The organism is Kordia sp., assembly GCF_022447245.1.
Taxonomy (GTDB): domain Bacteria; phylum Bacteroidota; class Bacteroidia; order Flavobacteriales; family Flavobacteriaceae; genus Kordia.
In genome coordinates this window covers 48,950-73,734 of sequence record NZ_JAKVBC010000016.1, presented here as the reverse complement: position 1 = coordinate 73,734, position 24,785 = coordinate 48,950, and the positions used below count along the sequence as shown (strand labels likewise).

The 24,785-nt window shown below is 33.9% G+C and carries 25 protein-coding genes; 13 read left to right on the top strand and 12 right to left on the bottom strand.

The annotated features are described in order from the left end of the window. Position 1: 1 nt before the first annotated feature. Together MK119_RS12550 and MK119_RS12545 are read left to right on the top strand one after the other, a co-directional pair. A complete protein-coding gene (locus MK119_RS12550; RefSeq protein ID WP_290679251.1) occupies positions 2-1,297 on the top strand; it encodes an amidohydrolase family protein in 1,296 nt (431 codons plus the stop codon). Positions 1,298-1,342: 45 nt separating this feature from the next. After that, positions 1,343-1,762, top strand: coding sequence for a hypothetical protein (locus MK119_RS12545; RefSeq protein ID WP_290679248.1), 420 nt, complete (start codon positions 1,343-1,345; stop codon positions 1,760-1,762). 134 nt (positions 1,763-1,896) lie between these two features. Here the strand turns inward: MK119_RS12545 and MK119_RS12540 are convergent, their stop codons facing one another. Further along, a complete protein-coding gene (locus tag MK119_RS12540) occupies positions 1,897-2,703 on the bottom strand; it encodes a DUF6503 family protein (RefSeq protein ID WP_290679245.1) in 807 nt (268 codons plus the stop codon). Positions 2,704-2,841: 138 nt separating this feature from the next. On the opposite strand from MK119_RS12540, the gene MK119_RS12535 reads away from it, so the two are divergent. The 3 genes from MK119_RS12535 to MK119_RS12525 all read left to right on the top strand — a co-directional run bounded on the left by MK119_RS12535 (position 2,842) and on the right by MK119_RS12525 (position 6,415). After that, entirely contained in the window at positions 2,842-3,648 is an 807-nt protein-coding gene (locus MK119_RS12535; RefSeq protein ID WP_290679242.1) for an RNA methyltransferase, read from the top strand. Positions 3,649-3,663: 15 nt separating this feature from the next. Next, a complete protein-coding gene (locus MK119_RS12530; RefSeq protein WP_290679238.1) occupies positions 3,664-4,128 on the top strand; it encodes a hypothetical protein in 465 nt (154 codons plus the stop codon). A gap of 73 nt (positions 4,129-4,201) precedes the next feature. Further along, positions 4,202-6,415: a RelA/SpoT family protein gene (locus tag MK119_RS12525; RefSeq protein ID WP_290679235.1), complete on the top strand. Its 2,214-nt coding sequence runs from the start codon at positions 4,202-4,204 to the stop codon at positions 6,413-6,415. 100 nt (positions 6,416-6,515) lie between these two features. Here MK119_RS12525 and MK119_RS12520 read toward each other — a convergent pair whose 3' ends face one another. Then, positions 6,516-6,755 (bottom strand): class I lanthipeptide, encoded by a 240-nt coding sequence (locus tag MK119_RS12520; RefSeq protein ID WP_290679232.1) that lies wholly within the window; start codon positions 6,753-6,755, stop codon positions 6,516-6,518. A 432-nt stretch (positions 6,756-7,187) separates the two neighbouring features. Between MK119_RS12520 and MK119_RS12515 the strand changes: the two genes are divergently transcribed. From MK119_RS12515 to MK119_RS12480, 8 genes are all read left to right on the top strand, one after another. Continuing rightward, positions 7,188-7,628, top strand: coding sequence for a transcriptional repressor (locus tag MK119_RS12515; protein WP_290679229.1), 441 nt, complete (start codon positions 7,188-7,190; stop codon positions 7,626-7,628). Positions 7,629-7,662: 34 nt separating this feature from the next. Continuing rightward, entirely contained in the window at positions 7,663-8,934 is a 1,272-nt protein-coding gene (locus tag MK119_RS12510; protein WP_290679226.1) for an adenylosuccinate synthase, read from the top strand. A gap of 127 nt (positions 8,935-9,061) precedes the next feature. Beyond that, the gene (locus tag MK119_RS12505; RefSeq protein WP_290679223.1) at positions 9,062-9,361 is read left to right on the top strand and encodes a hypothetical protein; all 300 of its coding nucleotides are present in this window, start codon (positions 9,062-9,064) and stop codon (positions 9,359-9,361) included. Between the two features lie 3 nt (positions 9,362-9,364). Further along, the gene (mutL, locus tag MK119_RS12500; protein ID WP_290679220.1) at positions 9,365-11,227 is read left to right on the top strand and encodes a DNA mismatch repair endonuclease MutL; all 1,863 of its coding nucleotides are present in this window, start codon (positions 9,365-9,367) and stop codon (positions 11,225-11,227) included. 3 nt (positions 11,228-11,230) lie between these two features. After that, on the top strand, positions 11,231-12,058 hold the full coding sequence (locus tag MK119_RS12495; protein WP_290679217.1) for a rhomboid family intramembrane serine protease: 828 nt from the start codon (positions 11,231-11,233) through the stop codon (positions 12,056-12,058). Next, on the top strand, positions 12,058-12,954 hold the full coding sequence (locus tag MK119_RS12490; protein WP_290679214.1) for a rhomboid family intramembrane serine protease: 897 nt from the start codon (positions 12,058-12,060) through the stop codon (positions 12,952-12,954). The genes MK119_RS12495 and MK119_RS12490 overlap by 1 nt, the downstream gene beginning before the upstream one ends. Before the next feature lie 3 nt (positions 12,955-12,957). Further along, positions 12,958-13,995: an endonuclease/exonuclease/phosphatase family protein gene (locus tag MK119_RS12485; RefSeq protein ID WP_290679211.1), complete on the top strand. Its 1,038-nt coding sequence runs from the start codon at positions 12,958-12,960 to the stop codon at positions 13,993-13,995. Positions 13,996-14,149: 154 nt separating this feature from the next. Continuing rightward, positions 14,150-14,356, top strand: a complete 207-nt coding sequence (locus tag MK119_RS12480) for a hypothetical protein (RefSeq protein ID WP_290679209.1) — start codon at positions 14,150-14,152, stop codon at positions 14,354-14,356. A gap of 52 nt (positions 14,357-14,408) precedes the next feature. Here the strand turns inward: MK119_RS12480 and MK119_RS12475 are convergent, their stop codons facing one another. The 10 genes from MK119_RS12475 to MK119_RS12430 all read right to left on the bottom strand — a co-directional run bounded on the left by MK119_RS12475 (position 14,409) and on the right by MK119_RS12430 (position 24,551). Next, the gene (locus tag MK119_RS12475; protein ID WP_290679207.1) at positions 14,409-15,149 is read right to left on the bottom strand and encodes a hypothetical protein; all 741 of its coding nucleotides are present in this window, start codon (positions 15,147-15,149) and stop codon (positions 14,409-14,411) included. A 6-nt stretch (positions 15,150-15,155) separates the two neighbouring features. Continuing rightward, positions 15,156-15,830, bottom strand: a complete 675-nt coding sequence (locus MK119_RS12470; RefSeq protein ID WP_290679205.1) for a hypothetical protein — start codon at positions 15,828-15,830, stop codon at positions 15,156-15,158. Between the two features lie 13 nt (positions 15,831-15,843). After that, on the bottom strand, positions 15,844-16,152 hold the full coding sequence (locus tag MK119_RS12465; RefSeq protein ID WP_290679202.1) for a DUF6122 family protein: 309 nt from the start codon (positions 16,150-16,152) through the stop codon (positions 15,844-15,846). Beyond that, on the bottom strand, positions 16,152-16,772 hold the full coding sequence (locus MK119_RS12460) for a WbqC family protein (RefSeq protein ID WP_290679199.1): 621 nt from the start codon (positions 16,770-16,772) through the stop codon (positions 16,152-16,154). Before MK119_RS12460 ends, MK119_RS12465 begins: the two co-directional genes overlap by 1 nt. A gap of 70 nt (positions 16,773-16,842) precedes the next feature. Continuing rightward, a complete protein-coding gene (gene lepB, locus MK119_RS12455; RefSeq protein ID WP_290679196.1) occupies positions 16,843-18,414 on the bottom strand; it encodes a signal peptidase I in 1,572 nt (523 codons plus the stop codon). A gap of 89 nt (positions 18,415-18,503) precedes the next feature. Continuing rightward, complete coding sequence (dapB, locus tag MK119_RS12450) at positions 18,504-19,205, bottom strand: 4-hydroxy-tetrahydrodipicolinate reductase (protein WP_290679193.1); 702 nt, start codon at positions 19,203-19,205, stop codon at positions 18,504-18,506. A gap of 28 nt (positions 19,206-19,233) precedes the next feature. Next, the gene (locus MK119_RS12445; protein ID WP_290679190.1) at positions 19,234-19,869 is read right to left on the bottom strand and encodes a DUF5683 domain-containing protein; all 636 of its coding nucleotides are present in this window, start codon (positions 19,867-19,869) and stop codon (positions 19,234-19,236) included. Next, positions 19,859-20,764 (bottom strand): ParB/RepB/Spo0J family partition protein, encoded by a 906-nt coding sequence (locus MK119_RS12440; protein WP_290679187.1) that lies wholly within the window; start codon positions 20,762-20,764, stop codon positions 19,859-19,861. The genes MK119_RS12445 and MK119_RS12440 overlap by 11 nt, the downstream gene beginning before the upstream one ends. 5 nt (positions 20,765-20,769) lie before the next feature. After that, positions 20,770-21,540 (bottom strand): AAA family ATPase, encoded by a 771-nt coding sequence (locus MK119_RS12435; protein WP_290679184.1) that lies wholly within the window; start codon positions 21,538-21,540, stop codon positions 20,770-20,772. Between the two features lie 161 nt (positions 21,541-21,701). After that, positions 21,702-24,551, bottom strand: a complete 2,850-nt coding sequence (locus tag MK119_RS12430) for a pitrilysin family protein (protein WP_290679181.1) — start codon at positions 24,549-24,551, stop codon at positions 21,702-21,704. Positions 24,552-24,785 lie beyond the last annotated feature (234 nt).

Here is a 24,785-nt window from a genome sequence, read left to right as displayed (position 1 = left end):
CATGAAAAAATATATTTATAAATACATCGTATGTGTAGCTGTTTTGTTTGGCACGTTCAGTTATGCACAACAAACTCCAGCTTCCAAACAATCGCAAGCCATTTCGATTGTAGGCGTAACAGCACATATTGGAAATGGACAAGTCATTCAAAATGCAATTATTGTTTTTAAAGATGGAAAAATAGTTCGTGTTGGCACTGCTGGTTCTGCTACCGAAGGACGCGTAATTGATGCCAAAGGAAAACATGTATATCCCGGGTTTATTTCCCCAAACTCTACACTTGGTTTGGTAGAAGTTGATGCAGTGAGAGCAACACGAGATCAAAACGAAACTGGTAGCTTTAATCCACACATTCGTAGTTTGATTGCTTATAATTCAGAATCGAAAGTGGTAGAAAGTTGTAGACCTAACGGAATTTTAGTCGCACAAATTACCCCACGTGGCGGACGTGTTTCTGGAACTTCCTCTATAGTACAGCTTGATGCTTGGAATTGGGAAGATGCTGCCGTAAAAATAGATGATGGAATTCATATCAATTGGCCAAATAACTTTACCAACGGTCGTTGGTGGTTAGGCGAACCAAGAGGTTTGCGTCCAAATAATAATTATGCAAAACAAGTTACAGAAATTCAAACAGTCTTTGATGACGCAAAAAGTTATTTAAACGGTTCAAGGAGTCCAAAAAACTTACCATACGAAGCTATGGAAGGACTGACAAAAGGAACACAAAAGCTATTTGTACATGTAGATACTGAAAAAGGAATTTTAGATGCAATTGACTTTGGAAAGAAGAATAATATCAATATTGTTATTGTTGGTGGATATCATGCCTACAAAGTTGCTAATACACTTCGTCAAAACAAAATTCCTGTTTTATTACACAGAACGCATTCTGTCCCTGAATTGGACGATGAAGATTATGATTTATCGTACAAGAAAGCAAAAATCCTTACTGATGCAGGTGTTTTAGTTGCTTTGGAAAACAGTGGACAAATGGAACGTATGAATACACGTAATTTACCATTTTTAGCAGGAACGGTAGCTGCACATGGTTTAGATAAGGAAAAAGCACTGCAATTAATTACTTCCAATACCGCAAAAATTCTAGGAATTGATGCGCGTTTAGGAACTATAGAAGCAGGAAAAGATGCTACTTTATTTATCAGTGAAGGAGATGCGGTAGACATGCGGGGAAATATCTTAACACATGCATTTATTGAAGGACGCGAATTGAGTTTGGAAACACACCAAACAAAATTATGGAAGCGTTATACCAAAAAATACGAAGGAAAGTAGTAACTTGGAATAGAATTTGATGTTTATTTTTATAAACTAAACACGATGAAAAGAATACATAAACTCACGCTTGCAATAACTTTATTGGTTACATTACAAATCTCAGCGCAAGAAACTTCTCAAAGCAAAGAAGTTATTTCTGAGGAAAATGCTGCCATTGAAAACTTTCAATTGCCAACATTCTCAGAATTGTCTAATGACATAGCTACTGAATATTCTGGTGTTCGAGAACGTTTACCAAAATTATCAAACATTGGAGAGCATGTTGAAAAAGAAATTCGTAGAGGATTGTTAGATGATCATAGTATTTCTGCTACTTTTCGTAATTTGACTCCAGAACATTCTATTTTACCAAATATCACTCCAAAGCGTTTTCAATTACGCAATAGTCTGAATAATATCATGTTTAATGGATTTGATGTAAATCAACTACATTGTAGTGGCGCTTACAAAAATGGACAATAAAAGTTATTTACTACTACGAGTTAAACCTCGAAAAATTCATACTCGACAATCGAGTTCACAAAAAAATCCTCTTCAGTACGAAGAGGATTTTTTAGTTGAGCAATTTTAATTTTTCTTTTTCAATATATCTTAAATTATCCTTTAGGAACAGTTACTCCATCTTCAGGACGCTCGTACATATTATTTTCCATAGTTTTATCTGTCAAACTTACATTTGAAAACGTTACAGAACTTCTAGGCTCCACTACTTTTCCTTCTTTATTCGTTTTAAACCATGTAATCACTTTTGGAAGCACAACTCCATTTACTTTTTGCCAATCTCCGTAACGAATATAGCTCACTCTATCACTTGGTTTTCCTGTAGAATACGTTACCGTGTATCCTAACCATTCCATTTGATAAGTTTCTGGATTGTAATAAATAAAATAATTGTCCTCTGGAGAATCTCCTACATTTTTACCATACGAAATTTTAAACCCAGGATATAAAATTCCTTCATACTCCAAACTATCTGCCTTTTCATAGGTAATTCCATCATCACCTAATACAAAAGGCATCGCATAGAAGTAGAAATATAAATTGTGGTAAAAACGCGCGTTGCTTCTAAAAGCTGTAGAATCTTTTTGTGACAACCAAACATCTTTTCCATCATATCCAATAGTAAAACCTTTCCCTTCTAATCGTGTTTTACGTGATGGCAAATCTGTAATATGCTTTTCTGTATGATCTGGCTTTACCATTTCATATATCAAGGTTTGTGCGGCATTCCATTTATCAATTCCACCATGCGCATCAAATACTTTTGCTAAATTTTTAGGGTAAGTTTTCTTAACAACTTTTGTTTCCTCATTCGTTATTTCAGGAGTTTTTTCTTTTTTTTCAGTTGTGTTACAAGCAGCCATTAAGGTCAAACCTAACAATGCTAACGTAATTTTTTTCATTCGGTCAGTTTGTTTTATTTCCTCTTGAGTCGAAGTCAGAATCGATTCATTACAAAATTCACTCAATAACTTTAAAAATAAAAAACGACATGTTTGTTTGTAGCTTCTAATATTGAATCTCTTTCCTATATTTGCAGCATGTACAAACAGATTTCTAGCACACAAAACTCTACCATAAAATACATTTTACAACTTCAAGAAAAATCGCGAAGTCGTAGAAAAGAAGGTAAATTTGTGCTCGAAGGTTTCCGAGAATTGACACTCGCTCTCGAAGGGAACTATACTATTGACACCTTGTTCTTTTATCCAGAAATTTGTTCTCACGAAAGTGTACAAACATTAGTAAAAAATACAGCAAAAGCACCTGAATGTATTGAAATTTCTAAAGAAGTTTATCAAAAAATAGCGTATCGCACAAGTACGGAAGGTGTGTTGGCTATTATGAAAACGAAAGAACATTCACTCAAACATATTTCTTTTCACAATACAAAACCACTTATTTTAGTGGCAGAAGCACCTGAAAAACCAGGAAATATTGGCGCTTTACTTCGTACTGCAGACGCTGCTAATATTGATGCTGTATTTATTGCCAATCCAAAGACCGATTTATACAATCCAAACATAGTACGTTCGAGTGTTGGTTGTGTGTTTACCACACAAATTGCTACGGGAAGTACATCGGAAATCATTTCCTATTTACAAGAAAATCAAATTGATATCTATTGTGCTGCATTAACTGCTTCTGAAAATTATCATATACAAGACTTTCAAAATGCAGCTGCCATTGTTGTGGGAACAGAAGCTACAGGCTTGAGTGACGAATGGTTAAATAATTCTACACAAAACATTATCATTCCTATGCAAGGGAAAATTGATTCTATGAATGTTTCGGTTGCTGCTGCTATTATTCTTTTTGAAGCCAAACGTCAACGTAATTTTAACTAAAATCAAACAAATCTGTTGAAGCCTCAGCAACTCATATTCGAAAAAATTGAGCAGTTTCTCAAAGAAGGATTTGAAGAATTGTTAGTTTTCTATGACAATGGAAAGCATATATCGGTTGAAGAAACTGGACTCTGGATAGCTGTTGATGAGAGCGAATTAACTATAGGTTTTGAAGAAAACTATAGACAGTTCAATCCCGAATGGGAAGATATTTCAAACGCAGTTACTATGTTCATAAACATATTGACAAAGCAAAAACGAATCACTCAATATCGTAAAGGTTCGTTCATTTTTAAAACCAAACTTGAGGTTGAAGATGAAAATGAAAATTTTAAATACACAAGTACAAGCATGACTTGGCTCTTCCCTTATTGGAGAAAAACGACTCAAAAAATTTCTTTTATCGAACCTATTATTCAATACAAAAAGGTAGCCAAAGAGCTAGAAATACTCCAAGAAAGCATTAAAAAGATTCAATAAAAATTAATTAGTATCTCCGTAAATTCAGCAAACATTTTTGCTTCTTACATTTCTTTATACTATTTTTAATTATATGACAGAAATTGAGATAGAAAAGGAGAACGCAGCCATTGCCCGACAGTATAAAGAACTGTTGCGCATTAGTTATCTAGAGCTGACTTCGGAAGATAAAAAAATCATCCGTAAAGCATTTGATGTAGCTGTTGATGCGCACAAAGATCAACGAAGAAAAAGTGGTGAAGCTTATATTTTTCATCCAATTGCAGTAGCTAAAATTGTAGCTTCTGAAATTGGTATGGACGCAACTTCTATTGCTTCTGCGCTATTGCATGATGTTGTAGAAGATACTGAATATACGTTAGAAGACATTGAACAAGAATTTGGTGTTGCTGTTGCAAGAATTGTAGATGGATTGACAAAGATTTCACATCTTAAAAAAGATAAAGATGTTTCGTTACAAGCGGAAAATTTCCGTAAAATGCTCCTGACAATCAATGATGACGTCCGTGTAATTATTATCAAAATTGCAGACCGATTGCACAATATGCAGACGATGGATTCCATGCCTGCACACAAACAAGTCAAAATTGCTTCGGAAACCTTGTATATTTATGCGCCATTAGCACATCGTATTGGTTTGTATAATATTAAAACTGAATTAGAAGATTTAGGTTTAAAATACACAGAACCTGAGGTTTTTAACGACATTCAAAATAAAATTGAAGAAAGCAAGGAAGAGCAACAAGAATACATTGATAATTTTTCCTCTGTCATCAAAAACTCATTAGACAAAGAAGATTTTGAATACGAAATAAAAGGGCGTTTTAAATCTATATTTTCTATTCGTAGAAAAATGGTGAAACAAGGCGTGACCTTTGATGAAGTATACGATAAATTTGCAATCCGAATTATCTATGATACCGAAAACCTTGAAAACGAAAAGTTCCTTGCTTGGAAAATTTATTCCATTGTAACTGATCATTTTCGTCCAAATCCTGTGCGTTTGCGTGATTGGATTTCTTCACCGAAATCTACAGGTTATGAAGCTTTGCACATCACAGTAATGGGACCTAAAGGACGTTGGGTTGAGGTTCAGATTCGTTCGCATCGCATGCATGAAATTGCAGAAAAAGGTTATGCTGCACATTTTAAATACAAACAAGGTGATCAAAAAGAACAAGGACTCGAACCTTGGTTGAATAAATTACAAGAAGCACTCGAAAATCAGGAAGCAAATGCTGTTGATTTTGTAGAAGAATTCAAGTTGAATTTATATGCCAAAGAAATCTTTGTCTTTACGCCTACGGGAGATTTAAAATCATTACCAAAAGGTGCCACTCCGTTGGATTTTGCGTTTAGTATTCACACTCAAGTTGGGTATCATACGCGTGGTGCTAAAGTGAATGGAAAACTAGTTCCACTTAGTCACGAATTAAAAAGTGGTGATCAAGTTGAAATTATTACCTCAGACAAATCGAAACCAAATGCAAACTGGTTGGATTATGCAACGACTTCCAGAGCGCGATCTAAAATAAAATCTTCTTTACGAGAAGAAAAGAAAGAAATTGCCGAAGACGGAAAAGAAATTCTTCGTCGAAAATTAAAGCAATTAAAAATTATACTTAACGAGAAATCGATCAATGAATTGGTAGGTCATTTTAAGCTAAAAACAAGTTTAGACTTATTTTACCGTGTTGGAATTGGAACGATTGACAATCAGAAATTAAAAGAATTTGCGGCACAACGCAGCAATAGTATTTTTAAATTTTTCAAAAACAAAATTCGTCGTGGACCATCTATTCCTGCCGAAGAAATCAATCAACCAGAAGTTTCCAATCGTTATGATGTATTGGTTTTTGGCAAAGAGGAAGAAAAACTGAATTACAAATTATCCAATTGTTGCAATCCGATTCCGGGCGATCCTGTTTTTGGTTTTGTTACGGTGAATGAAGGCATCAAAGTACATAAAAAGGACTGTCCGAATGCCGTGAGTTTGCAAGCAAATTATGCCTACAGAATCATGAATGCAAAGTGGATTGATTCTTCTCAGGAAGAATTCACTGCTATGCTTGAATTTACAGGAATTGACAATATGGGATTGGTGAATGAGGTAACGAAAATTATTTCCAACAACATGCACGTAAATATCAGAAACATAAGTTTTGACACTAATGATGGTATTTTTACAGGACGTATTATGGTGATTGTAAAAAACAATACTATTCTAAAGCGGTTGATTACTAATTTGAAGAAAATCAACGGAATTGAAAAAGTAACACGTGCTTAGTTTTTTAAAAAATAAGAAAGCTGTCAAACACAAGTATACCTGTGCAGACAGCTTTTCCCCCTCAATTTAACTAGTAATAATTAATTGAGATTTTCGTTCACTAACATTGTTCTGTATTGCAATTTGCATCCACTCGAGTAGTCGTTGGGCAATGCAAACTACAATAACAGGTTGCTATAATAGTACAACCTCTATAGTTTGTTTTAATCGTTTCTATTGTTTTAATAATTGTTGTTACTGGAATCGGAATATCTGTTCCTCCTTGAAGTAAAGTTGCATCTAAATGTGAAATTACCTTTTTGTGTAACTGTAGCTTTTGCTTAAAATCTTTTTTCTTCATAATGTGATTGTTTTTTGGGTTTGATACTTACATGTGATGGGTATTATCTAAATTGACTACAATTTAATATTGTTAAATATGGAAGTACTTCGCGAGCAATTCACAAATGCTTCTTCCAATAGAAGAATTCGGAAAGTTAACATATCTTTCTTTTATTGCATACACAAAACTACCATTGGTTTGCATCAATAAAAGAAAAAACTAACCTACAGTTTTATATGTTTTTAAGGAGAATACACGTTTCTGATAATCAGAAACATACTTTACTAAAAGTACATTTTTTAAAAAGAAAAAGCAAACAAAATTAGTTGAGAAGCTTAAAAATTGAATAATCTTAACATCCCTGTTAATATCCCAAAACAAATATGTGCTTAGATTTCAAAAAATAAGTGTAAATTTGCTTTTTAATCTTCAGCTAAGATGCAACAAAACATGGAGGAAAATAATCAGGAAATTGTAAAGAACGTTTTTACAAAGTTTTTAGAAGACAACGGACATCGAAAAACTCCTGAACGTTTCGCGATTCTACAAGAAATCTACGACAGCGAAGAACACTTCGATATTGAATCGTTATACATTAAAATGAAAAATAAAAACTATCGTGTTAGTAGAGCAACACTCTATAACACTATAGAACTTTTACTGGACAGTAACTTGGTACGAAAACATCAGTTTGGTCAAAACCAAGCACATTATGAAAAGTCGTATTTTGACAAACAACACGATCATGTTATACTAACCGACACAGGTGAAGTGATGGAATTTTGTGATCCAAGAATTCAAATTATTCAAAAAACTATTGAAGAAATTTTTGATATCGATATTCACAACCACTCATTATATTTCTACGCAACAAAGAAGAATAAAAACTAAGCAACACAACAACACACTAACTTAATTTAATATAATGGCAGTAGATTTACTACTCGGACTTCAATGGGGAGACGAAGGCAAAGGAAAAATTGTTGACGTACTTACCGCAAACTACGATATTATTGCACGTTTTCAAGGTGGTCCAAATGCAGGACACACTTTAGAGTTTGATGGCATCAAACATGTATTGCGTACGATTCCCTCTGGAATTTTTCACGAAACCGCAACCAATGTAATTGGTAATGGGGTTGTGATTGATCCTGTCGTATTTAAAAAAGAATTAGATGGCTTGGCAAAATTTGACATCGACATTCAACAAAAATTAATCATTTCCAGAAAAGCACACTTAATTTTACCAACACATCGTTTGCTAGATGCTGCTTCGGAAGCATCAAAAGGAAAAGCGAAAATTGGTTCTACATTAAAAGGAATTGGTCCAACATATATGGACAAAACTGGCAGAAACGGAATTCGTGTTGGTGACTTAGAACTAGACAACTGGAAAGGAAAGTATCGTGCTTTAACCAACAAGCATGAAGCAATGATCAATTTCTACAACGTAGATGTTCAATACGATTTACAGGAACTGGAAGAAGAATTCTTTGAAGCTGTAAAAGTTTTAAAAACATTGCAATTTATTGACAGCGAAGAATATTTACACCAAGCACAAAAAAGTGGAAAAACAATCTTAGCCGAAGGTGCGCAAGGTTCTTTGTTAGATATTGACTTTGGAACGTATCCGTTTGTAACCTCATCCAACACTACAGCTGCTGGAGCTTGTACAGGTTTAGGTGTAGCACCAAACAAAGTAAAAGACGTTTTCGGAATCTTTAAAGCGTACACTACACGTGTAGGTTCTGGTCCTTTCCCAACAGAATTATTTGACGAAGTTGGTTCGGAAATGGCCCGTATTGGACATGAATTTGGAGCAGTTACTGGACGACCAAGACGTTGCGGATGGTTAGACTTAGTAGCTTTAAAATATGCAACACAAGTCAATGGTGTAACTCAATTAATGATGATGAAAGGCGATGTGCTTTCTGGTTTTAAAACCTTAAAAGTATGTACTGCTTATACATACAAAGGAGAAACTATTTCACATCTTCCTTACAATATTGAACCAGAAAACATTGAACCAATTTTTACAGAATTCAAAGGTTGGAAAGAAGATCTGACCCAAATGACAGATCCTTCTCAATTTCCTAAAGAATTAAATGATTACATTGATTTCTTAGAAAAGGAATTAGAAATTCCAATCAAAATTGTATCAGTAGGTCCAGATAGAACTCAAACAATACATAGATAAACAGAAAAGACTTCCACTTCGGAAGCTTTTTTATTTTATAAAGAATCATAGCATTGTTAACATTTTTTATGCTTTTAGGAATGGTTTTTGTTTAGTTTTTCGGTAACTTTGATATAATTCTACGCCTATGTCACTTGGAAGAAAATTTTTTAAGCTAAGAAAGAACAAACGTTTCAACTATACGCCTCGTTATTACGATGGCAAAGAAACTGTGAATGTGTATCATATCGAAAATAGATATGTAAAACACCGAGAAGGTTTGAATGCAAATGACTTCGGAGGACATTGGAGAGAAGCACGACAAGCCAGTAGAAATCGAGGAAATCGTGAAGTTTCTCAACGTTTGATTATAATCATCGCTATACTCATATTGATTTTCTTGTATTTTATTGACTTTGACCTATCAATATTTACTAGAGGAAAATAATACATGGCAGACATAATAAGGCTTTTACCAGATCATGTTGCAAACCAAATTGCGGCAGGAGAAGTTGTGCAGCGACCTGCATCTGTGGTAAAAGAGTTACTTGAAAATGCAATTGACGCAAAAGCAAGCGAAATTAAACTCATTGTCAAAGAAGCAGGAAAAACACTGATTCACGTAATTGATAATGGATTTGGAATGAGTGAAACTGACGCGCGACTTTCTTTTGAGCGTCATGCAACATCTAAAATTCAAGCAGCAGAAGATTTATTTAATTTATGTACCAAAGGCTTCCGTGGAGAAGCACTCGCTTCTATTGCCGCGATTGCACACGTAGAATTGCAAACCAAAAAAGAAGACGCTGAATTAGGTACACGCATCAAAATTGAAGGAAGCAAACTGATTATTCAAGAAGTCATTGCCACACCAACAGGAACTTCAATTGCGGTTAAAAATCTATTTTATAATATTCCTGCACGACGCAACTTTTTAAAATCTGATGCGGTAGAATTACGCCATATCATTGATGAATTTCAACGTGTAGCATTAGCGCATCCAGATATTAAACTTGTCTTATATCATAATGGAAATGAACTTTTTAATCTCCCAAAAAGCAATAATAGACAACGTATTGTAAATATTTTAGGAGGAAAAACCAATGAGAAGCTTGTTCCTATTCAAGAAGACACAGACATTGTAAAAATTAGCGGATTTGTAGGCAAGCCTGAATTTGCGAAGAAAAGTAGAAACGAACAATTTTTCTTTGTCAATAACCGATTTATCAAAAGTCCGTACTTGCATCATGCAATTACTGCAGCATTTGAAGGTTTATTAAAAGAAAAGATGCAACCGAGTTATTTTATTTATCTCGAAGTAAATCCTGAAACGATTGATATCAATATTCATCCAACAAAAACAGAAATTAAGTTTGATGATGAACATTCGTTATACGCTATGTTGCGCGCTACCGTAAAGCATAGTTTGGGACAGTTTAATATTGCACCTGTACTCGACTTTGAACGTGATTCAAATTTAGATACGCCGTATAATTATAAAAACAAACAAGCAGCAATTCCAAATATTCAGGTAGATCGTAGTTTTAATCCGTTTGCAGACGAAAAGAAAACTTTTGGAAATACTACTACAGCACCACGATATACTAATTACAAAAAAGAATCTACGGAAGGTTGGGAAAGTTTGTATGTTGGATTGGAATCACAGTCTAATTCGAGTCAATTTTCAACCGAGAATATCGAATTTGAGTCAGAAGCTGTCACCAGTTCTTTGTTCACCAATGAAGAGCCACGAGAAACATTGACCTATCAATTACACAGAAAATATATTGTAAGTTCTATCAAATCAGGAATTGTTATTATTGATCAACACAGAGCACACCAACGTGTATTGTATGAGCAATTGCTACGAAATATTACTGTAAGTGAAGCCGTAAGTCAGCAATTACTATTTCCTGTAAAGTTTACATTTTCAACCAGTGAAATTGCACTTTTGAAGGGAGTTAAAGAAAGTTTAGAAAATATTGGTTTTATGTTTAGCGACATTACAGACGATACCATTGAACTTTCTGGAATTCCATCGAACATTTCCGAAAGTGAATTACAAATTATCATTGAACAAATGCTAAACGATTTCCAAGGAGAGATTCCTGATACAGGCTTTAGTCAAACCGATGTATTGGTAAAATCCTTAGCAAAGAGCATGGCAATTCGTACTGGAAAAAAACTAGAAGTCGAAGAGCAACAGGCTTTGGTAAATAATTTATTCGCTTGCAAAGAACCAAGCGTTTCTCCTTTTCAAAAAACCATATTCATCACCTTAAGCGTAGATGATTTAGATAAAAAATTTATATAAATTATGATACGCATAACCGAAACCGTAAAGCATTTAATTATTATCAATGTCCTGTTGTGGATTGCGACTTTTGTGTTGCAAGAAAGAGGTATTGATTTGAATGTTCTTTTATCCTTGCATTTCCCAGAGAATAACTCATTTGAATTCTGGCAACCAATTACAAGCATGTTTATGCATTCTTTGGCAAGTCCAGCACACCTTTTATTTAACATGTTAGGTTTATGGATGTTTGGATCTGCATTGGAGATGCGATGGGGAAAAATGAAGTTTTTGAGCTTTTATATGATTACTGGTGTGGGCGCAGGATTAGTCCATACACTTGTAAACTATGTTGAATTTTATTCACTAGCACAACAAGTAACTGAACTCAATTTATCCACGACTCAGATTAAAGAAATCATAAATGTTGATATGGTCAGCGGACAACAGTATTTAGGTAAATTACTATCCAATGAACTACCGTCTATTTTAACAAAAGAACAGTTACTTTTTGTTAGTGACGCAAGTTTTACCGCCATGTTTCACATGAACATATTGAATCAAACCGTAGCTCTTGGAGCTTCTGGAGCATTATATGGTATCTTGGTAGCATTTGGAATGATGTACCCAAATACGGAACTCATGCTACTATTTCTTCCAATACCAATCAAAGCAAAATATTTCATTCCAGGATTATTGTTGCTAGATTTTATAGGTGGAATTACAGGTGGACTTAGCTTATTTGGCGCAGGACAAATTGCACATTTTGCACACTTAGGAGGTGCTTTGTTTGGTTTCTTACTTATGTGGTATTTTAACAAAACTCAGTTTAACAAAAATCGTTGGAATTGATGGATACAAAAACACGCTTATTGATGATGTATCGTGGATTTAACGCCGCGGAGAGATTGATTGCAATTAATATTACCATTTTTACAATTATGGTAATATTCAATGCTATTTTTCGTTCGTTTAATGGATATCCACCAAGTTTTTTTTATGAATATTTTGCACTTCCGAAAGACTTGGGAGATCTTTTGATAAAACCATGGACTTTAGTTACCTATGCTTTTATTCATGGGGATTTCTGGCATTTAATTTTTAATTGTCTAGTCTTATATTTTACAGGAAAAATCTTTTATAATTTCTTTACAGAAAAGCAATTTATTACCGTATACGCGTATGGAATTTTCGCGGGCGCTATTGTGTTTTTAGTTGCCTATAATTTATTACCTGCTTTTGCCAACCAAGCAGCCTTCTTAATGGGAGCATCAGCAGCTGTATTGGCTGTATTAGCAGCAAGTGCTACTTACGCACCAAACTTAATTGTAAATCTTTTTGGGGTATTTCCACTTAAATATTGGATATTAGCTGTACTTCTTATTATTTCTGATATTGCTGCCATTGGACGAGGCATCAATGAAGGTGGCCATTTTGCACATCTTGGTGGCGCATTGATTGGTTTTCTATTCGTAAAACAACTGCAAAAAGGCAACGATATCGGAATTCGTTTTGAGCGTTTTTGGAATCGTTTGGTTGCTTATTTTACACCAAAAAAGAAATCTCCTTTAAAAACTGTATACAGAAAACAACAAAATAAACGTTCTACTACAAATACAACTTCGCAATCTGCTTCTGAAAAGCAACGAAAAGTAGATGCAATTTTGGATAAAATTAGTAAGTCTGGTTACGAAAGTTTGACTAAAGCAGAAAAGGACTTTTTGTTCAAGGCCGGAAAGGAAAATTAATCTATGAGTGATAAGAAGAAGAAAAGATTACGGATATTAAGTAGAATCATTTTCTTCTTGAATAGTGTTTTTGCAGCATTATTACTACTCTCTTATACATTACCTTATGTAGCTCCCAAAAGCTTCCCTACACTTTCTGTACTGAGTTTATTAGTACCCGTTTTTATCATTATCAACTTTATATTTATGCTGTTTTGGATTTTAAGTGTCCGAAAGCAATTTCTACTGTCGTTTATTGTGTTGATTTTGGGGTATACGCATACTACTTCTATGTATAAATTTTCGAGTTCACCTACAAAACCTTCTGGAAATTCACTTTCTGTAATGAGTTATAATGTGCGTTTGTTTAATATCTATAATTGGATTAAAGAATCGAACATAGACCAAAAGATTATTGATTTGGTCCATACAACGTCACCAAAAATTATTGCTTTTCAAGAGTTTCACAAAAATCAGAAAGAAGCATTTTCATCATACCCGTATCAACATGTTGCTTTAAGAGGAACAAAGAAGAAAGTTGGACAAGCTATTTTTTCTAAAGTTCCTATTATTAATAAAGGTTCTATTGACTTCCCAAAAACATCCAACAATGCAATTTACATAGATATAGTTCAAAATAATGACACCATTCGTATCTACAATTTGCATTTACAATCTTTACGGATTGATCACAAGAATGAAGAATTTTCACAGAAAAATTCCGAACGTTTGTTAAAACGTATGGCGACTGCTTTTAAAATGCAACAATCACAAGTAGACTTGTTTGAAGCCAATCGTAAAAACTGTAATTACAAGACTATCATTTTGGGCGATTTTAATAATTCACAATTTTCTTATGTATACAAAAAGATTAAAGGTGATATGAAAGATGCTTTTTCTGAAGCTGGTTCTGGTTTTGGTAAAACATGGGAATTTCCGTATTTCCCATTGCGCATTGATTTTATTTTGACAGATCCTTCATTTACTATCAGTTCTTTTAAAACCTTTACAGAACACTACTCCGATCATTTTCCTATTTACAGTGTCATTTCTTTAGACTAATCTAAGTCCAAATACGAATTCCTTTTTCTTACTCTAAATTTATAAAATCAGAAATCTTATACGCTATATGGGCGTAACACTTTATCGGATTTCACTTTACTCATACAAATATTTCATTCATTTGAGTTATTAACAATTTTAAAACCAAAATGTTATGAAAAAAAGAAACGTTACCATATTAGCGCTTAACAAAAGAGCCATTTCAAGTTTAAGGAGTACGAATGCTACTGGTGGTTTTAGTAAAAAATGCTATCACACAATTAAATTAGAATGCAATACAGAACGTTGCAATTCTAACGCATATCACGATTGCACAGTCACGTATACACTTTGCATTACGGAACCTAGATTTTGCGGATAATTTTATCAAGAAACGAACTTCGGTTCGTTTTTCGTTGCTTCATTTTTTTGAATCAACTATTATTTTGCAGAAGATATGCTTCACTTTGTTTGAAGTATTTTTGAAGCGATTTGGTTAAGTATTGACGATAGTTTGTTGGTTCATTTCGCATGTGTGATAGTTTAGCCATCGCATACGCAATAATTTGCTCAGGCAAATAACCCTGAGAACTCATTTCCCATCCAAAACCTCCTGCCATGGTACCTGAAGTGAAATTGAATCGTGTGTTTCCAAGAAAGATTCCAAAACCATAGGCAATCGCTGTTAAATCGGTAAGATATTCGTCATTTTCATTAATTCTATTTTCTCCTAATAGTATTTGATGCGCTAATTCGTGTGAGATTGTTGCAATTAATGAAACTGTATTTTTTAATTGTCTCCGTTCTATAGAAATGATTGTTTCGTCGCTATCTTTTTCATAAGTTCCAGCAGCACTTTGCCAATTTCCATAGATATCTGCAGGTGTTGATAATGGAGTTCCATCATCCATATCAACAGGACCATCCGAAAAGTATGCTAGTTTGATTTCTACATCATAAATATTCATCAACTCCATGGTACGTTCTAAGACGAATTCAGCATCTTTTTCACTATGATCAAACTTTTTGTCGTAGAAATCTTTTGTAGGCGTTACTGTTCTAATATTCGCAAAATGTTCGCTTCCAAAATCGTTTTGCAACCAGAGTAATGCTTCATCAACCCAAATCTTATCTTCTTCTGTAATGGGTAATTTTTTCTTTTTCTTCCAGAACATTCTTTTCTATTTATTTACCTCAGAAGATACTGATTTTTTAATTTCTTCCATAAACTCTGAATACGTATATGAATCCTCTGCGTTTATCACTTTTTCAATACGTTCAGGAGAAATATCATTATAAAGTAAAACTTGATAATCTTCAAAGACAAATTCCATAAATTCTGGATCATCAAAAAACTCTTGAAATGCTTTTTGTGGATCTTTTTTAATCACTTCATAACCAGTTTCTATAACTTCTATAGTATCGTAGCCATAAGTACCATCTTCTTGTAATACTAGAGTATGTTCTTTGACAGCCTCTCCTATTCTAAAAACAATACTCTTTTTGTATGCATCTTTTAAGGCTTCTATGCTTTCGAATAGGCCAGATGGGTTGCTTCTTTCCATCTCGTCTAAACGAAACCTTCTTCTAAAAATAGTTTCAAAATTATCATCTATTTCTTGGTAAGTTGATATCACCCAATGATCATGTATCAAAGGAAAATCAGACGCAGCTAATTCAAAAACAACACCTATATATTCTTTCCCAGTTTCGAGCAATGAAAAATCCAACCACCAACGATTTAGGTTATCAAAAGGAGTCAATATACTACATGCAATACGCGTATCTTGAATTTGTATTCCGTTCTTTAAAATGGAGTCTTTATTCTCTAAAGGTGTCCAATGAATGACTTTCATATTTTTTTGTGAGTTACATCATCCAACAATCTGCTATATCTGCTAGTATATGTATTAATAGGCCTAATCCGAGAATTCGTGTTTTGGTAAAAAAAAGCATTCCTGCATAGACCGCTATCGCATAGTAACTGTGTAATGGATGAAAGTTAATACTACAACGGTTTGGATCAAAAATAGGCCTTGCTAGTAAATGATCCAAATCGATTAGCATTGCTGCTAAAAAGATAAGATAGACCATTTTCCATTTTTTTCGATAGAAATATAAAGCTATGAGAAGCGGAAAGACAAAATGCAATCCATAATGCACACAAAATCGTAACATTACAGCACGGTTTGTTGTTCCAAATATGTCAATGCATTTGGTCCTTCGCTAAATAGCAAATCTAAGATGCTCAAATTAGCAATAAAACCATGTTTCGATTCAAAAACTTGTGTATACGTCTCAAAACCATGATCAGGTTCTTTTTTCACGTCTACGAGTTTTCTACAATCTTGTATACCTTCAACTATTGACTGATATTCTTTGGTTTTAGAAATAGGAATATCTAACTGTAAACAGTCATTAATTACTTGAATAGTATCAAAATTCAAATCGATTAAACTTGTGTATTTCTTTTCAAACAAAGGTTGCAATTCATCTTCGTAGTATTCAAAATATGGAGACGTTCTGTAGGCGCTTTCTAGCGATTTCCAATGCAAACGTTGCCAAGCGGTTTCGTTTGCTATTTGAATCTCTTTGTATTTTTGGTGTTTATCTATTTTAGAATGTCGCACAGGAACATTCAGCATCAATTTTCCATTCGCTCCATAAATATAGGTGCGATTGCGATAGGTCTGTTTTTGAAAATTATCTTCCATTTCATAAACCAATCCTTCTGCTTTTGCAAATAAAACGTAATGTGCAATGCTTGGAAAATATGTTGGATGGACTAGAATGCTCACTTTTTTGAAGTTTATGAGTTTATAAGTTGAATAGTTTACAACTTTATTATCAAATTATTGCATTGATACATTATTTCTTCGCTTCTTTTTTACGCTTTCTATAATAGTTAAATCCAAACCAACCTGCTAATAAAATCAAGAAGTACCTGAAGTATGATACTGGTTCTCCATCTCCACTAACTGTGGTAAACAAACGATTCCAACGAATTTTATTAAAAATACCTTTGGCATTACTATCCCAGCTGAACCATATAAAAGTAGGTTTTCCTAATACATGATCAAACGGAACAAATCCCCAACTCCTAGAGTCTTGTGAGTTTCCTCTGTTATCTCCCATCATCCAGTAATAATCTTGCTTAAATGTATACGAAGTCACAACCTTACCATCAATTTTGATTTGATTATCTTCTACCGTGATATTATTCCCTTCGTACTCTCCAATCGCTCTTTTGTATAATGGAATATTATCCATATTCAACTCAACTGTTTTTCCTGCATACGGAATATCAATTGGCCCATAATAACTCGTATTCCAAGGGAATTTTTTAGAGTGAGGAAAAATATTTCTTCCTAACTCTCCTTTTTGAGGATGGTATTTTTCTAAAGAAATCACATTTGGATGATTCTTCAATTTTGCTGCAGCTTCATCAGTAACTGCATTAAAAATACACTCAGTTCCTTGTTGATTCAAATATCCATACCCATCAGTAATATCATAAGCATCATGCAAATATTGATCATTAAATCCCCTACCTTTTAATTTAGCTCTATAATTAAACTGTAATTTTGCACGTCCTGGCAATACATTTTTCTTTCCATCAATATACACATAACCTTCTCGCACTTCTAATTTATCACCTGGCAATCCTACACAACGCTTGACATAGTTAGAACGTTTATCCAAAGGCTTGTATAAAGTTTTACTGTTAGGATCATCAATAACTGATAATGTATCTACTGGCCAATTAAAAACAACAATATCATTGCGATCAATTGTTTCAAAACCTGGAAATCTGAAATATGGCAATTGTGGTTCTTTTAAGTACGACTTCATCCCTGTGAACGGAATAGCATCATGCACCATAGGCAATGCTACAGAAGTCATTGGTGTTCTTGGGCCGTAGTGTATTTTACTAACAAATAAGAAATCACCAACTAATAATGTTTTTTCTAAAGACGATGTTGGAATCACAAATGGCTGCATTACATACGTGTGTACCAAGGTAGCTGCAACTACTGCAAATAAGATGGAAGCCACCCATTCTCCTAAAGCAGAACGTGGCTTTAAGCTTCTTTCATGTACATATTCAACATCCAACATGTAGTTTACATAGTAAATATATAGCCCTAGAGTTAGTACAACCAATATTGTTTCTGTACGTTCGATTCGCCCAAAAGCACGAATGGTTTCTACCCAAAGTACTGGAAATACAATCAACTGTACAATTGGAATGAAGAGTAAAATTACCCAATACCATTCTTTAGGTCTATTAATGATTCGCATTAAAACAAAAGCATTGTAAACTGGCACTGCAGCTTCCCAAGCTTTTCTACCTGCTTTTATATATAATTTCCAAGTTCCTAAAAAGTGTATCAGTTGAACGATTAGGAAAAATATTAAGAATCCTTGCGTAAACGTCATTTGTTGTTTATTTATCGATTCAGCTTTACGCTAAACCTTGTTGGTTATGTACAAATATATATTCCTCAGTGGAATATATATTATATTTATTAAATGTTTAACACGTCTTTCATGCTAAAAACACCTGTTTTTCCTTGAATCCATTCGGCAGCTACAACGGCTCCTAAGGCAAAACCTTGTCGGTTGTGTGCTTCATGTTTTATAGAAATCGTATCAATAGCTGATGCGTATGTAATTTCATGTGTTCCTGGCACTTCTGTAATACGTTTGGCTACAATTGGAATTTCATTTTCATTTTCAGTTGTATCTAATTTCCAATCGTTGTAATTGGTATGTTGGATGATTCCTTCTGCCAATGTAATTGCGGTTCCGCTTGGCGCATCGAGTTTTTTGGTGTGATGAATTTCTTCTAGACTTACATTGTAATCTTCTAGTTGAGACATCATTTTTGCTAAATAGGTATTCATCTCAAAGAAAATATTTACACCTAAACTAAAATTAGAAGCATAAATAAAAGCGCCTTTTTCTGTTTCACACAATTGCACAACCTCATCATATTTTTCCAACCAACCTGTAGTTCCAGAAATTACGGGAACTTGATGTTTGATACAATGGGAAATGTTTTCAAAAGCTGCGGACGGAATACTGAAATCAATAGCGACATCAACATTTGTGATGTCGTAAGAAGCAATATTTTCTGAAACTTTATGAATGATGACATGATTTCTGTTAAGTGCAATTTTTTCAATCTCCTTTCCCATTCGACCATATCCTAGTAAGGCAATATTCATACAATTTGAGTTTTAGAATGTGTATCGATTAGAATTTAAAATTGAGTGTCAAGCCTAAGTTTCGATTGAAATCCACATCATTTTGATCGATATGTGGACGTACAGATAAATCGTCACTTACGTTAAATTGAAGCAAATGCGCATCCACATTGGCATCTACAATATTTAACACATACGCCACAACAGTCAGTAGTAATGATAAATCGCGATTTCGTTGGTAAAATTCTTGAGCATCAATCAATGCATTGTTATCTGTAACAATATTTTGAAATTCGTCATCATTAAAACCAGCCAAACGTCTTTTGTATGCACGTCGGTAGCGATTGTATTTTTTATTATTGTCTACATAGAAATAAATTCCTGTTCCTAATGCTGCATATACAATAGGAATTTTCCAATATTTTTTATTGTAAGCTTGTCCTAAACCTGGCAAGATTGCTGAATAAAAAGCGGCTTTGGATGGTGATAATGGATTGATTGCTTTTTTTTCTTCTACAACAACTGCATTCTCTACTTTTAAAGCAGATTCATCTTTTTTAGTTTCTGTGTCTTCTTCAGCTTTTTCCGACTTTTCTTCTTTCTTAGTCTCTTCTTTTTGTTGAGCCCACGAAAGTTGACACGCAAAACATATAAAACACAGTGCTACTATGATTTTATTTCCCACCTTTGAGTAATTTTTTAATTCGTGTAAAGTCGGCTTCTGAATTGAATGGAATGGTGATTTTTCCTTTTCCATTTTTCCCTACTTTCACATCAACATTTTGTCCAAAATACTCTGAAAAGTCGCGAATTCCTTTTTTGACAAATTTTGGAATTTCTTCTTTTTCAGTTTCTGGAGCATCAATCGTTTTATCTTTCTTGTAATTTTTCACCAAGGCTTCTGTATCGCGCACAGAAAGTGACTTGGAAACGATTGTTTCATAAATTTCTAATTGATCGTTGGTATTTTCTATATTGACCAAAGCACGTCCGTGTCCCATACTTAGGAAACCATCGCGCATTCCTGTTTGAATGATTGGATCTAATTTTAGTAAACGTAAATAGTTTGCTATGGTAGAACGTTTTTTTCCGACACGTTGACTCATTTGCTCTTGCGTCAAGCTAATTTCGTCAATCAGTCGTTGGTATGAAAGTGCAATTTCTATTGGGTCTAAATCGGCACGTTGAATATTTTCAACCAAGGCCATTTCTAGTGATTCCTGATCGTTGGCAATACGCACATACGCAGGAATGGCTTCCAATCCGATTAGCTTCGACGCTCTAAAACGACGTTCTCCTGAAACTAATTGGTATTTTTCAAAACCTAGTTTACGAACTGTAATAGGCTGAATTACACCTAATTCTTGGATAGAAGATGCCAATTCACGAAGCGCTTCTTCATTGAAATAAGTTCGTGGTTGAAACGGATTGACTTCAATCGTTTCCAATGCTAATTCTACAATATTACCAACAACTTTATCTGCATTTTTGTCTGAAACTGAAGTAATATCATTTTCAGGATCTTTTAATAATGCTGATAATCCTCTTCCTAATGCTTGTTTTTTTGTTGCCTTCGCCATAAATCTTATTTACCACTGTTTTTCTTAATCACTTCGTGCGCTAAGTTTAAATAATTGGTAGCTCCTTTACTACTCGCATCATAATTAATAATGCTTTCTCCATAACTTGGCGCTTCACTCAATCGTACGTTTCGCTGTATAATGGTTGTAAATACCATATCATTGAAATGCTTTTGTACTTCTTCTACAACTTGGTTAGATAGTCGCAAGCGAGAATCATACATTGTAAGCAATAATCCTTCAATATCTAATGCAGGATTGTGTATTTTTTGAACACTTTTAATCGTGTTTAATAGCTTTCCTAAACCTTCTAACGCAAAGTACTCACATTGTATTGGTATCATTACTGCATCTGCTGCTGTTAAAGCATTTAGTGTTAGTAATCCTAAAGACGGTGCACAATCAATCAAAATATAATCGTACTGATCTTTGATAGATTCAATTGCTTTACGCAACATATATTCACGTCTGTCTTTGTCTACTAATTCAATTTCAATAGCTACCAAATCAATATGTGCTGGAATAATGCTCAGATTTGGCGAGCTTGTTTCCATCACTACATCTGCTGCATCTACAGTATGTTCAAGCAACTGATATGTACCTTTTTCAACGCTTTCCACATCAATACCCAACCCAGAAGTTGCGTTTGCCTGCGGATCAGCATCTATCAATAATACTTTCTTTTCTAGCACACCTAAAGATGCCGCTAAATTTACGGAAGTCGTTGTTTTTCCTACGCCTCCTTTTTGATTTGCTATAGCAATTATTTTGCCCATGGTTAGTTTGAGGATTTTAAGCGATAAAAATACAATTATTATTGAGTTAATGAAATGAAAATTATTAACAAACGTGATAATGTTTCGTTAAATCTCAATTAAAATTGAGCATAAAAAAACCGCTCAGAAAAATCTAAGCGGTTTTACCATGTTCTATGACATTATTTTTCAGGATTATGGATCCCTAAAATATAGCCTTTAGTTAAATATTTTTTTGCAATATTTTGAATATCATCTGCAGTAACTTCATTTACAGATTCTTCAAATTTTAGAATTCTATTCGGATCTCTTTTGATATAATCAGTATTATCTAAGTAACGCAACCAGAATCTATTTTTCTTTACTTGCTCTTTGTTTTCAAGTAAAGCAGTTTCTTTTACTTTGCTTACATCTTTATCCGTTGGACCATTGTCAATTATTGATTGTAATTCTGCCAACGCAGCATCTTTCAATTTATCTACATTTTCTGGCCCACATGGGAAAGAGATTCGCATGTTAAACCATCCATAAGGGTGCGAACGCATACTACCAGAAGCACTTGCTCCATACACTCCACCTTCTTCTTCACGCAATTTCTCAATGAGTTTGATACTTAATATTTCTCCTAAAAACTGCATTGCTTTTGCATCTTTACTATTGTATTCTGCTTCTCCGTTAAAGATAATCTGCACGGAACTTTTAGGATCTTTTCCTTTTTCAATAATTTTTGTATGCTTTCCTGTTAAAGGTCTGAAAGATGAGTATTTTGGTTTTTCGTTAGAATTCTTCCCTGGCAAACATGCCAAATACTTTTCAGCAAAGGCTTGAAGTTTTTGTTCGTCTACATTTCCAACAAAATAAAAATTAAAATCTCCTGCATCGGCAAAGCGTTCTAGGTACTTTTCATACGCTAAATTGTAATCGCTCGCATCCATCGTTTCAGGTGTTGGAAATCCTTGATACCTTGGATTTTTTTCATTCATGAATTTCCCCATTTCAAATTGAAAGTAGAACTGTGGACTTTTCATGATGTTAGTTAAGAATCCTTTCTGTTTTTTTAGATAGGATTGATATGCCTTTTCATCCTTATTTAATTTTGTAAAATATAAATGTGTCATTTGGAAAAGTGTCTCCAAATCTTTTGGAGTTGTGGAACCTCTGAAACCTTCTCTGTATGCACCAATATACGGATTGACTCTGGCCATTTTTCCTGACATCATTTTTCGAAGGTCCACTTTTGAAAATCCATTTACTCCTGCTTCTGACAAGCCACCACTAGCAAAACCTATTGCTTTGTATTCTTCATCGCTAAATAACGAGGTTCCTCCTAAGCTATAAGCAGAAAATAAAATTTCATCATTTTTAAAGTCTGTTTTCTTACATACAACTCTAGCACCATTACTCAAAGTCATTGTTGTTACCCCGATTGCTGGATTGGTACTTTTATTAATTACTTTTCCTGGATCTGGCAAATCAGAAATTAAACTATTTCCGACAGCTTTGTCTTCATAAGGCTTTATATCTTTCGTCTTTACAGACTTTAAAATTTCCAAGACTTGCGCTTCTGTAATTTTTGGTGCATCTTCTTTTTCAGGTCCAGTTAATACAATTACGGTGTTTGTATCTCTTAAGTACTGATTGATGACTTTGTTAATTTCTTCTAACTTAATTGTTGGCAATTGCTCTTTGAAGAAATTAAATGTCCATTCCATTCCCGGAATTGGGGTTTGTGACAAAAAGTTACTCACATACTGACCAGCAATACGCGCAGATTCTCTTTTATCTCTGTCTTTGTAAGCTTTTTCAAGATTAGCCATTAAACTCTTCTTAGCTCTCTCAAATTCTCCTTTTCCAAATCCGAATTTAAGAATACGTTCATTTTCTTCTAATAAGGCTGACAATGCAGTTAACTGTCCATCGGCAGCTGTCATTGCTGTAGATTGATATGCTTCTTTGGTTCTTGCCCAAGTTCCACCATGATAGCTTGAACCAAAAACAAAAGGAGGATTTTCAGATTCTGTCAATTCGCTCAAACGGTTATTGATCATTTGTGAAAATAAATTCTGAACGATTTGCTTTCTATAATCATCCGTAGTTTTTACTTTTCCAGGAACGCCTAAATCTTTAAATAATACTTGAACTTGTGTAAAAGAAGCTTCTTTATCCGTTTCAATCGCAATTAAAGTTTCATCATGATTCTTTACATCAAATGTTACTCTAGGTTTTGGATTTACAGCTGCAGGAATTTTTCCGAAGTGCGATTTTATTTTTTCTTCCAATACTTTAACATCAACATCTCCAACCGCAATTACCGCCATTAAATCTGGGCGATACCAATCTTTATAAAAGCGGCGTAAGCTTTCATACTTAAAGTTTTCTATGATTTCTTTTTTACCAATAGGCAAACGTTTCGCATATTTTGAACCGTACATAATTTTAGGCAAATACTTCTGTAACATACGTTCATTAGCACCTTTCCCTAAACGATATTCTTCTAAAACCACACCTCTTTCATTATCAATTTCCTCATCCGTTAACAAAGCATTGTGTGCCCAATCTTCAATGATTTGAAATCCTTTTTCTAGTTTTTGAGGATCGTCACTTGGAATAGGTAATATATATACCGTTTCATCAAAACTTGTATATGCATTTAAATGTGCTCCAAACTTCACTCCAATACTTTGTAAGTAATCTACAAGCTCATTCTTTTTAAAGTTTTTCGTTCCATTGAAGTTCATGTGCTCCATAAAATGCGCCAATCCCAATTGATCTTCGTCTTCTAAGATAGAACCTGCATTTACAACTAAACGCAATTCTACTTTGTTTTCTGGCTTTCCATTGTTTTGAATATAGTAGGTAAGTCCATTAGATAACTTCCCAATTTTCACATTTGGATTTGTAGGAATATTGGTCAACATTTCCTGCATATGTGAAGTACTAGGAACGCTTTGTTGCGATTGTGCTATAGCCTCTTGCAAACCACTTGTCCCTAATAACAACGCACATCCTAGAAAATAAATATATTTTTTCATGATTAGTGTTTTGATTATTTAATTATGTTAAATATATAGGATAATCTTACACTTTAGTGTGTAACGTACTGAATTTTAACATTAAATTGTGAGGTTTTCGGCTTGAATCTTTGTGAACAACTGGCTTTGCAGGAATCTGAAGTATTGGAAGTTAAAAATTCACAATTTTTGAATTTTGCTCGTAAAAAAGTTTATTTTTGAGCGAATTTTTAACAGTTGTATCTTGTTTACATC

What these genes read in the sequence shown, in the direction of transcription:
- MK119_RS12515 (WP_290679229.1), top strand. Translation starts at nt 7,188, where the DNA reads ATGGAGGAAAATAATCAGGAAATTGTAAAGAACGTTTTTACAAAGTTT.
- MK119_RS12540 (WP_290679245.1), bottom strand. Translation starts at nt 2,703, where the DNA reads ATGAAAAAAATTACGTTAGCATTGTTAGGTTTGACCTTAATGGCTGCT.
- MK119_RS12525 (WP_290679235.1), top strand. Translation starts at nt 4,202, where the DNA reads ATGACAGAAATTGAGATAGAAAAGGAGAACGCAGCCATTGCCCGACAG.
- MK119_RS12490 (WP_290679214.1), top strand. Translation starts at nt 12,058, where the DNA reads ATGGATACAAAAACACGCTTATTGATGATGTATCGTGGATTTAACGCC.
- MK119_RS12480 (WP_290679209.1), top strand. Translation starts at nt 14,150, where the DNA reads ATGAAAAAAAGAAACGTTACCATATTAGCGCTTAACAAAAGAGCCATT.
- MK119_RS12440 (WP_290679187.1), bottom strand. Translation starts at nt 20,764, where the DNA reads ATGGCGAAGGCAACAAAAAAACAAGCATTAGGAAGAGGATTATCAGCA.
- MK119_RS12545 (WP_290679248.1), top strand. Translation starts at nt 1,343, where the DNA reads ATGAAAAGAATACATAAACTCACGCTTGCAATAACTTTATTGGTTACA.
- MK119_RS12485 (WP_290679211.1), top strand. Translation starts at nt 12,958, where the DNA reads ATGAGTGATAAGAAGAAGAAAAGATTACGGATATTAAGTAGAATCATT.
- MK119_RS12465 (WP_290679202.1), bottom strand. Translation starts at nt 16,152, where the DNA reads ATGTTACGATTTTGTGTGCATTATGGATTGCATTTTGTCTTTCCGCTT.
- MK119_RS12475 (WP_290679207.1), bottom strand. Translation starts at nt 15,149, where the DNA reads ATGTTCTGGAAGAAAAAGAAAAAATTACCCATTACAGAAGAAGATAAG.
- MK119_RS12505 (WP_290679223.1), top strand. Translation starts at nt 9,062, where the DNA reads ATGTCACTTGGAAGAAAATTTTTTAAGCTAAGAAAGAACAAACGTTTC.
- MK119_RS12535 (WP_290679242.1), top strand. Translation starts at nt 2,842, where the DNA reads ATGTACAAACAGATTTCTAGCACACAAAACTCTACCATAAAATACATT.
- MK119_RS12470 (WP_290679205.1), bottom strand. Translation starts at nt 15,830, where the DNA reads ATGAAAGTCATTCATTGGACACCTTTAGAGAATAAAGACTCCATTTTA.
- MK119_RS12495 (WP_290679217.1), top strand. Translation starts at nt 11,231, where the DNA reads ATGATACGCATAACCGAAACCGTAAAGCATTTAATTATTATCAATGTC.
- MK119_RS12550 (WP_290679251.1), top strand. Translation starts at nt 2, where the DNA reads ATGAAAAAATATATTTATAAATACATCGTATGTGTAGCTGTTTTGTTT.
- lepB (WP_290679196.1), bottom strand. Translation starts at nt 18,414, where the DNA reads ATGACGTTTACGCAAGGATTCTTAATATTTTTCCTAATCGTTCAACTG.
- dapB (WP_290679193.1), bottom strand. Translation starts at nt 19,205, where the DNA reads ATGAATATTGCCTTACTAGGATATGGTCGAATGGGAAAGGAGATTGAA.
- mutL (WP_290679220.1), top strand. Translation starts at nt 9,365, where the DNA reads ATGGCAGACATAATAAGGCTTTTACCAGATCATGTTGCAAACCAAATT.
- MK119_RS12510 (WP_290679226.1), top strand. Translation starts at nt 7,663, where the DNA reads ATGGCAGTAGATTTACTACTCGGACTTCAATGGGGAGACGAAGGCAAA.
- MK119_RS12520 (WP_290679232.1), bottom strand. Translation starts at nt 6,755, where the DNA reads ATGAAGAAAAAAGATTTTAAGCAAAAGCTACAGTTACACAAAAAGGTA.
- MK119_RS12435 (WP_290679184.1), bottom strand. Translation starts at nt 21,540, where the DNA reads ATGGGCAAAATAATTGCTATAGCAAATCAAAAAGGAGGCGTAGGAAAA.
- MK119_RS12430 (WP_290679181.1), bottom strand. Translation starts at nt 24,551, where the DNA reads ATGAAAAAATATATTTATTTTCTAGGATGTGCGTTGTTATTAGGGACA.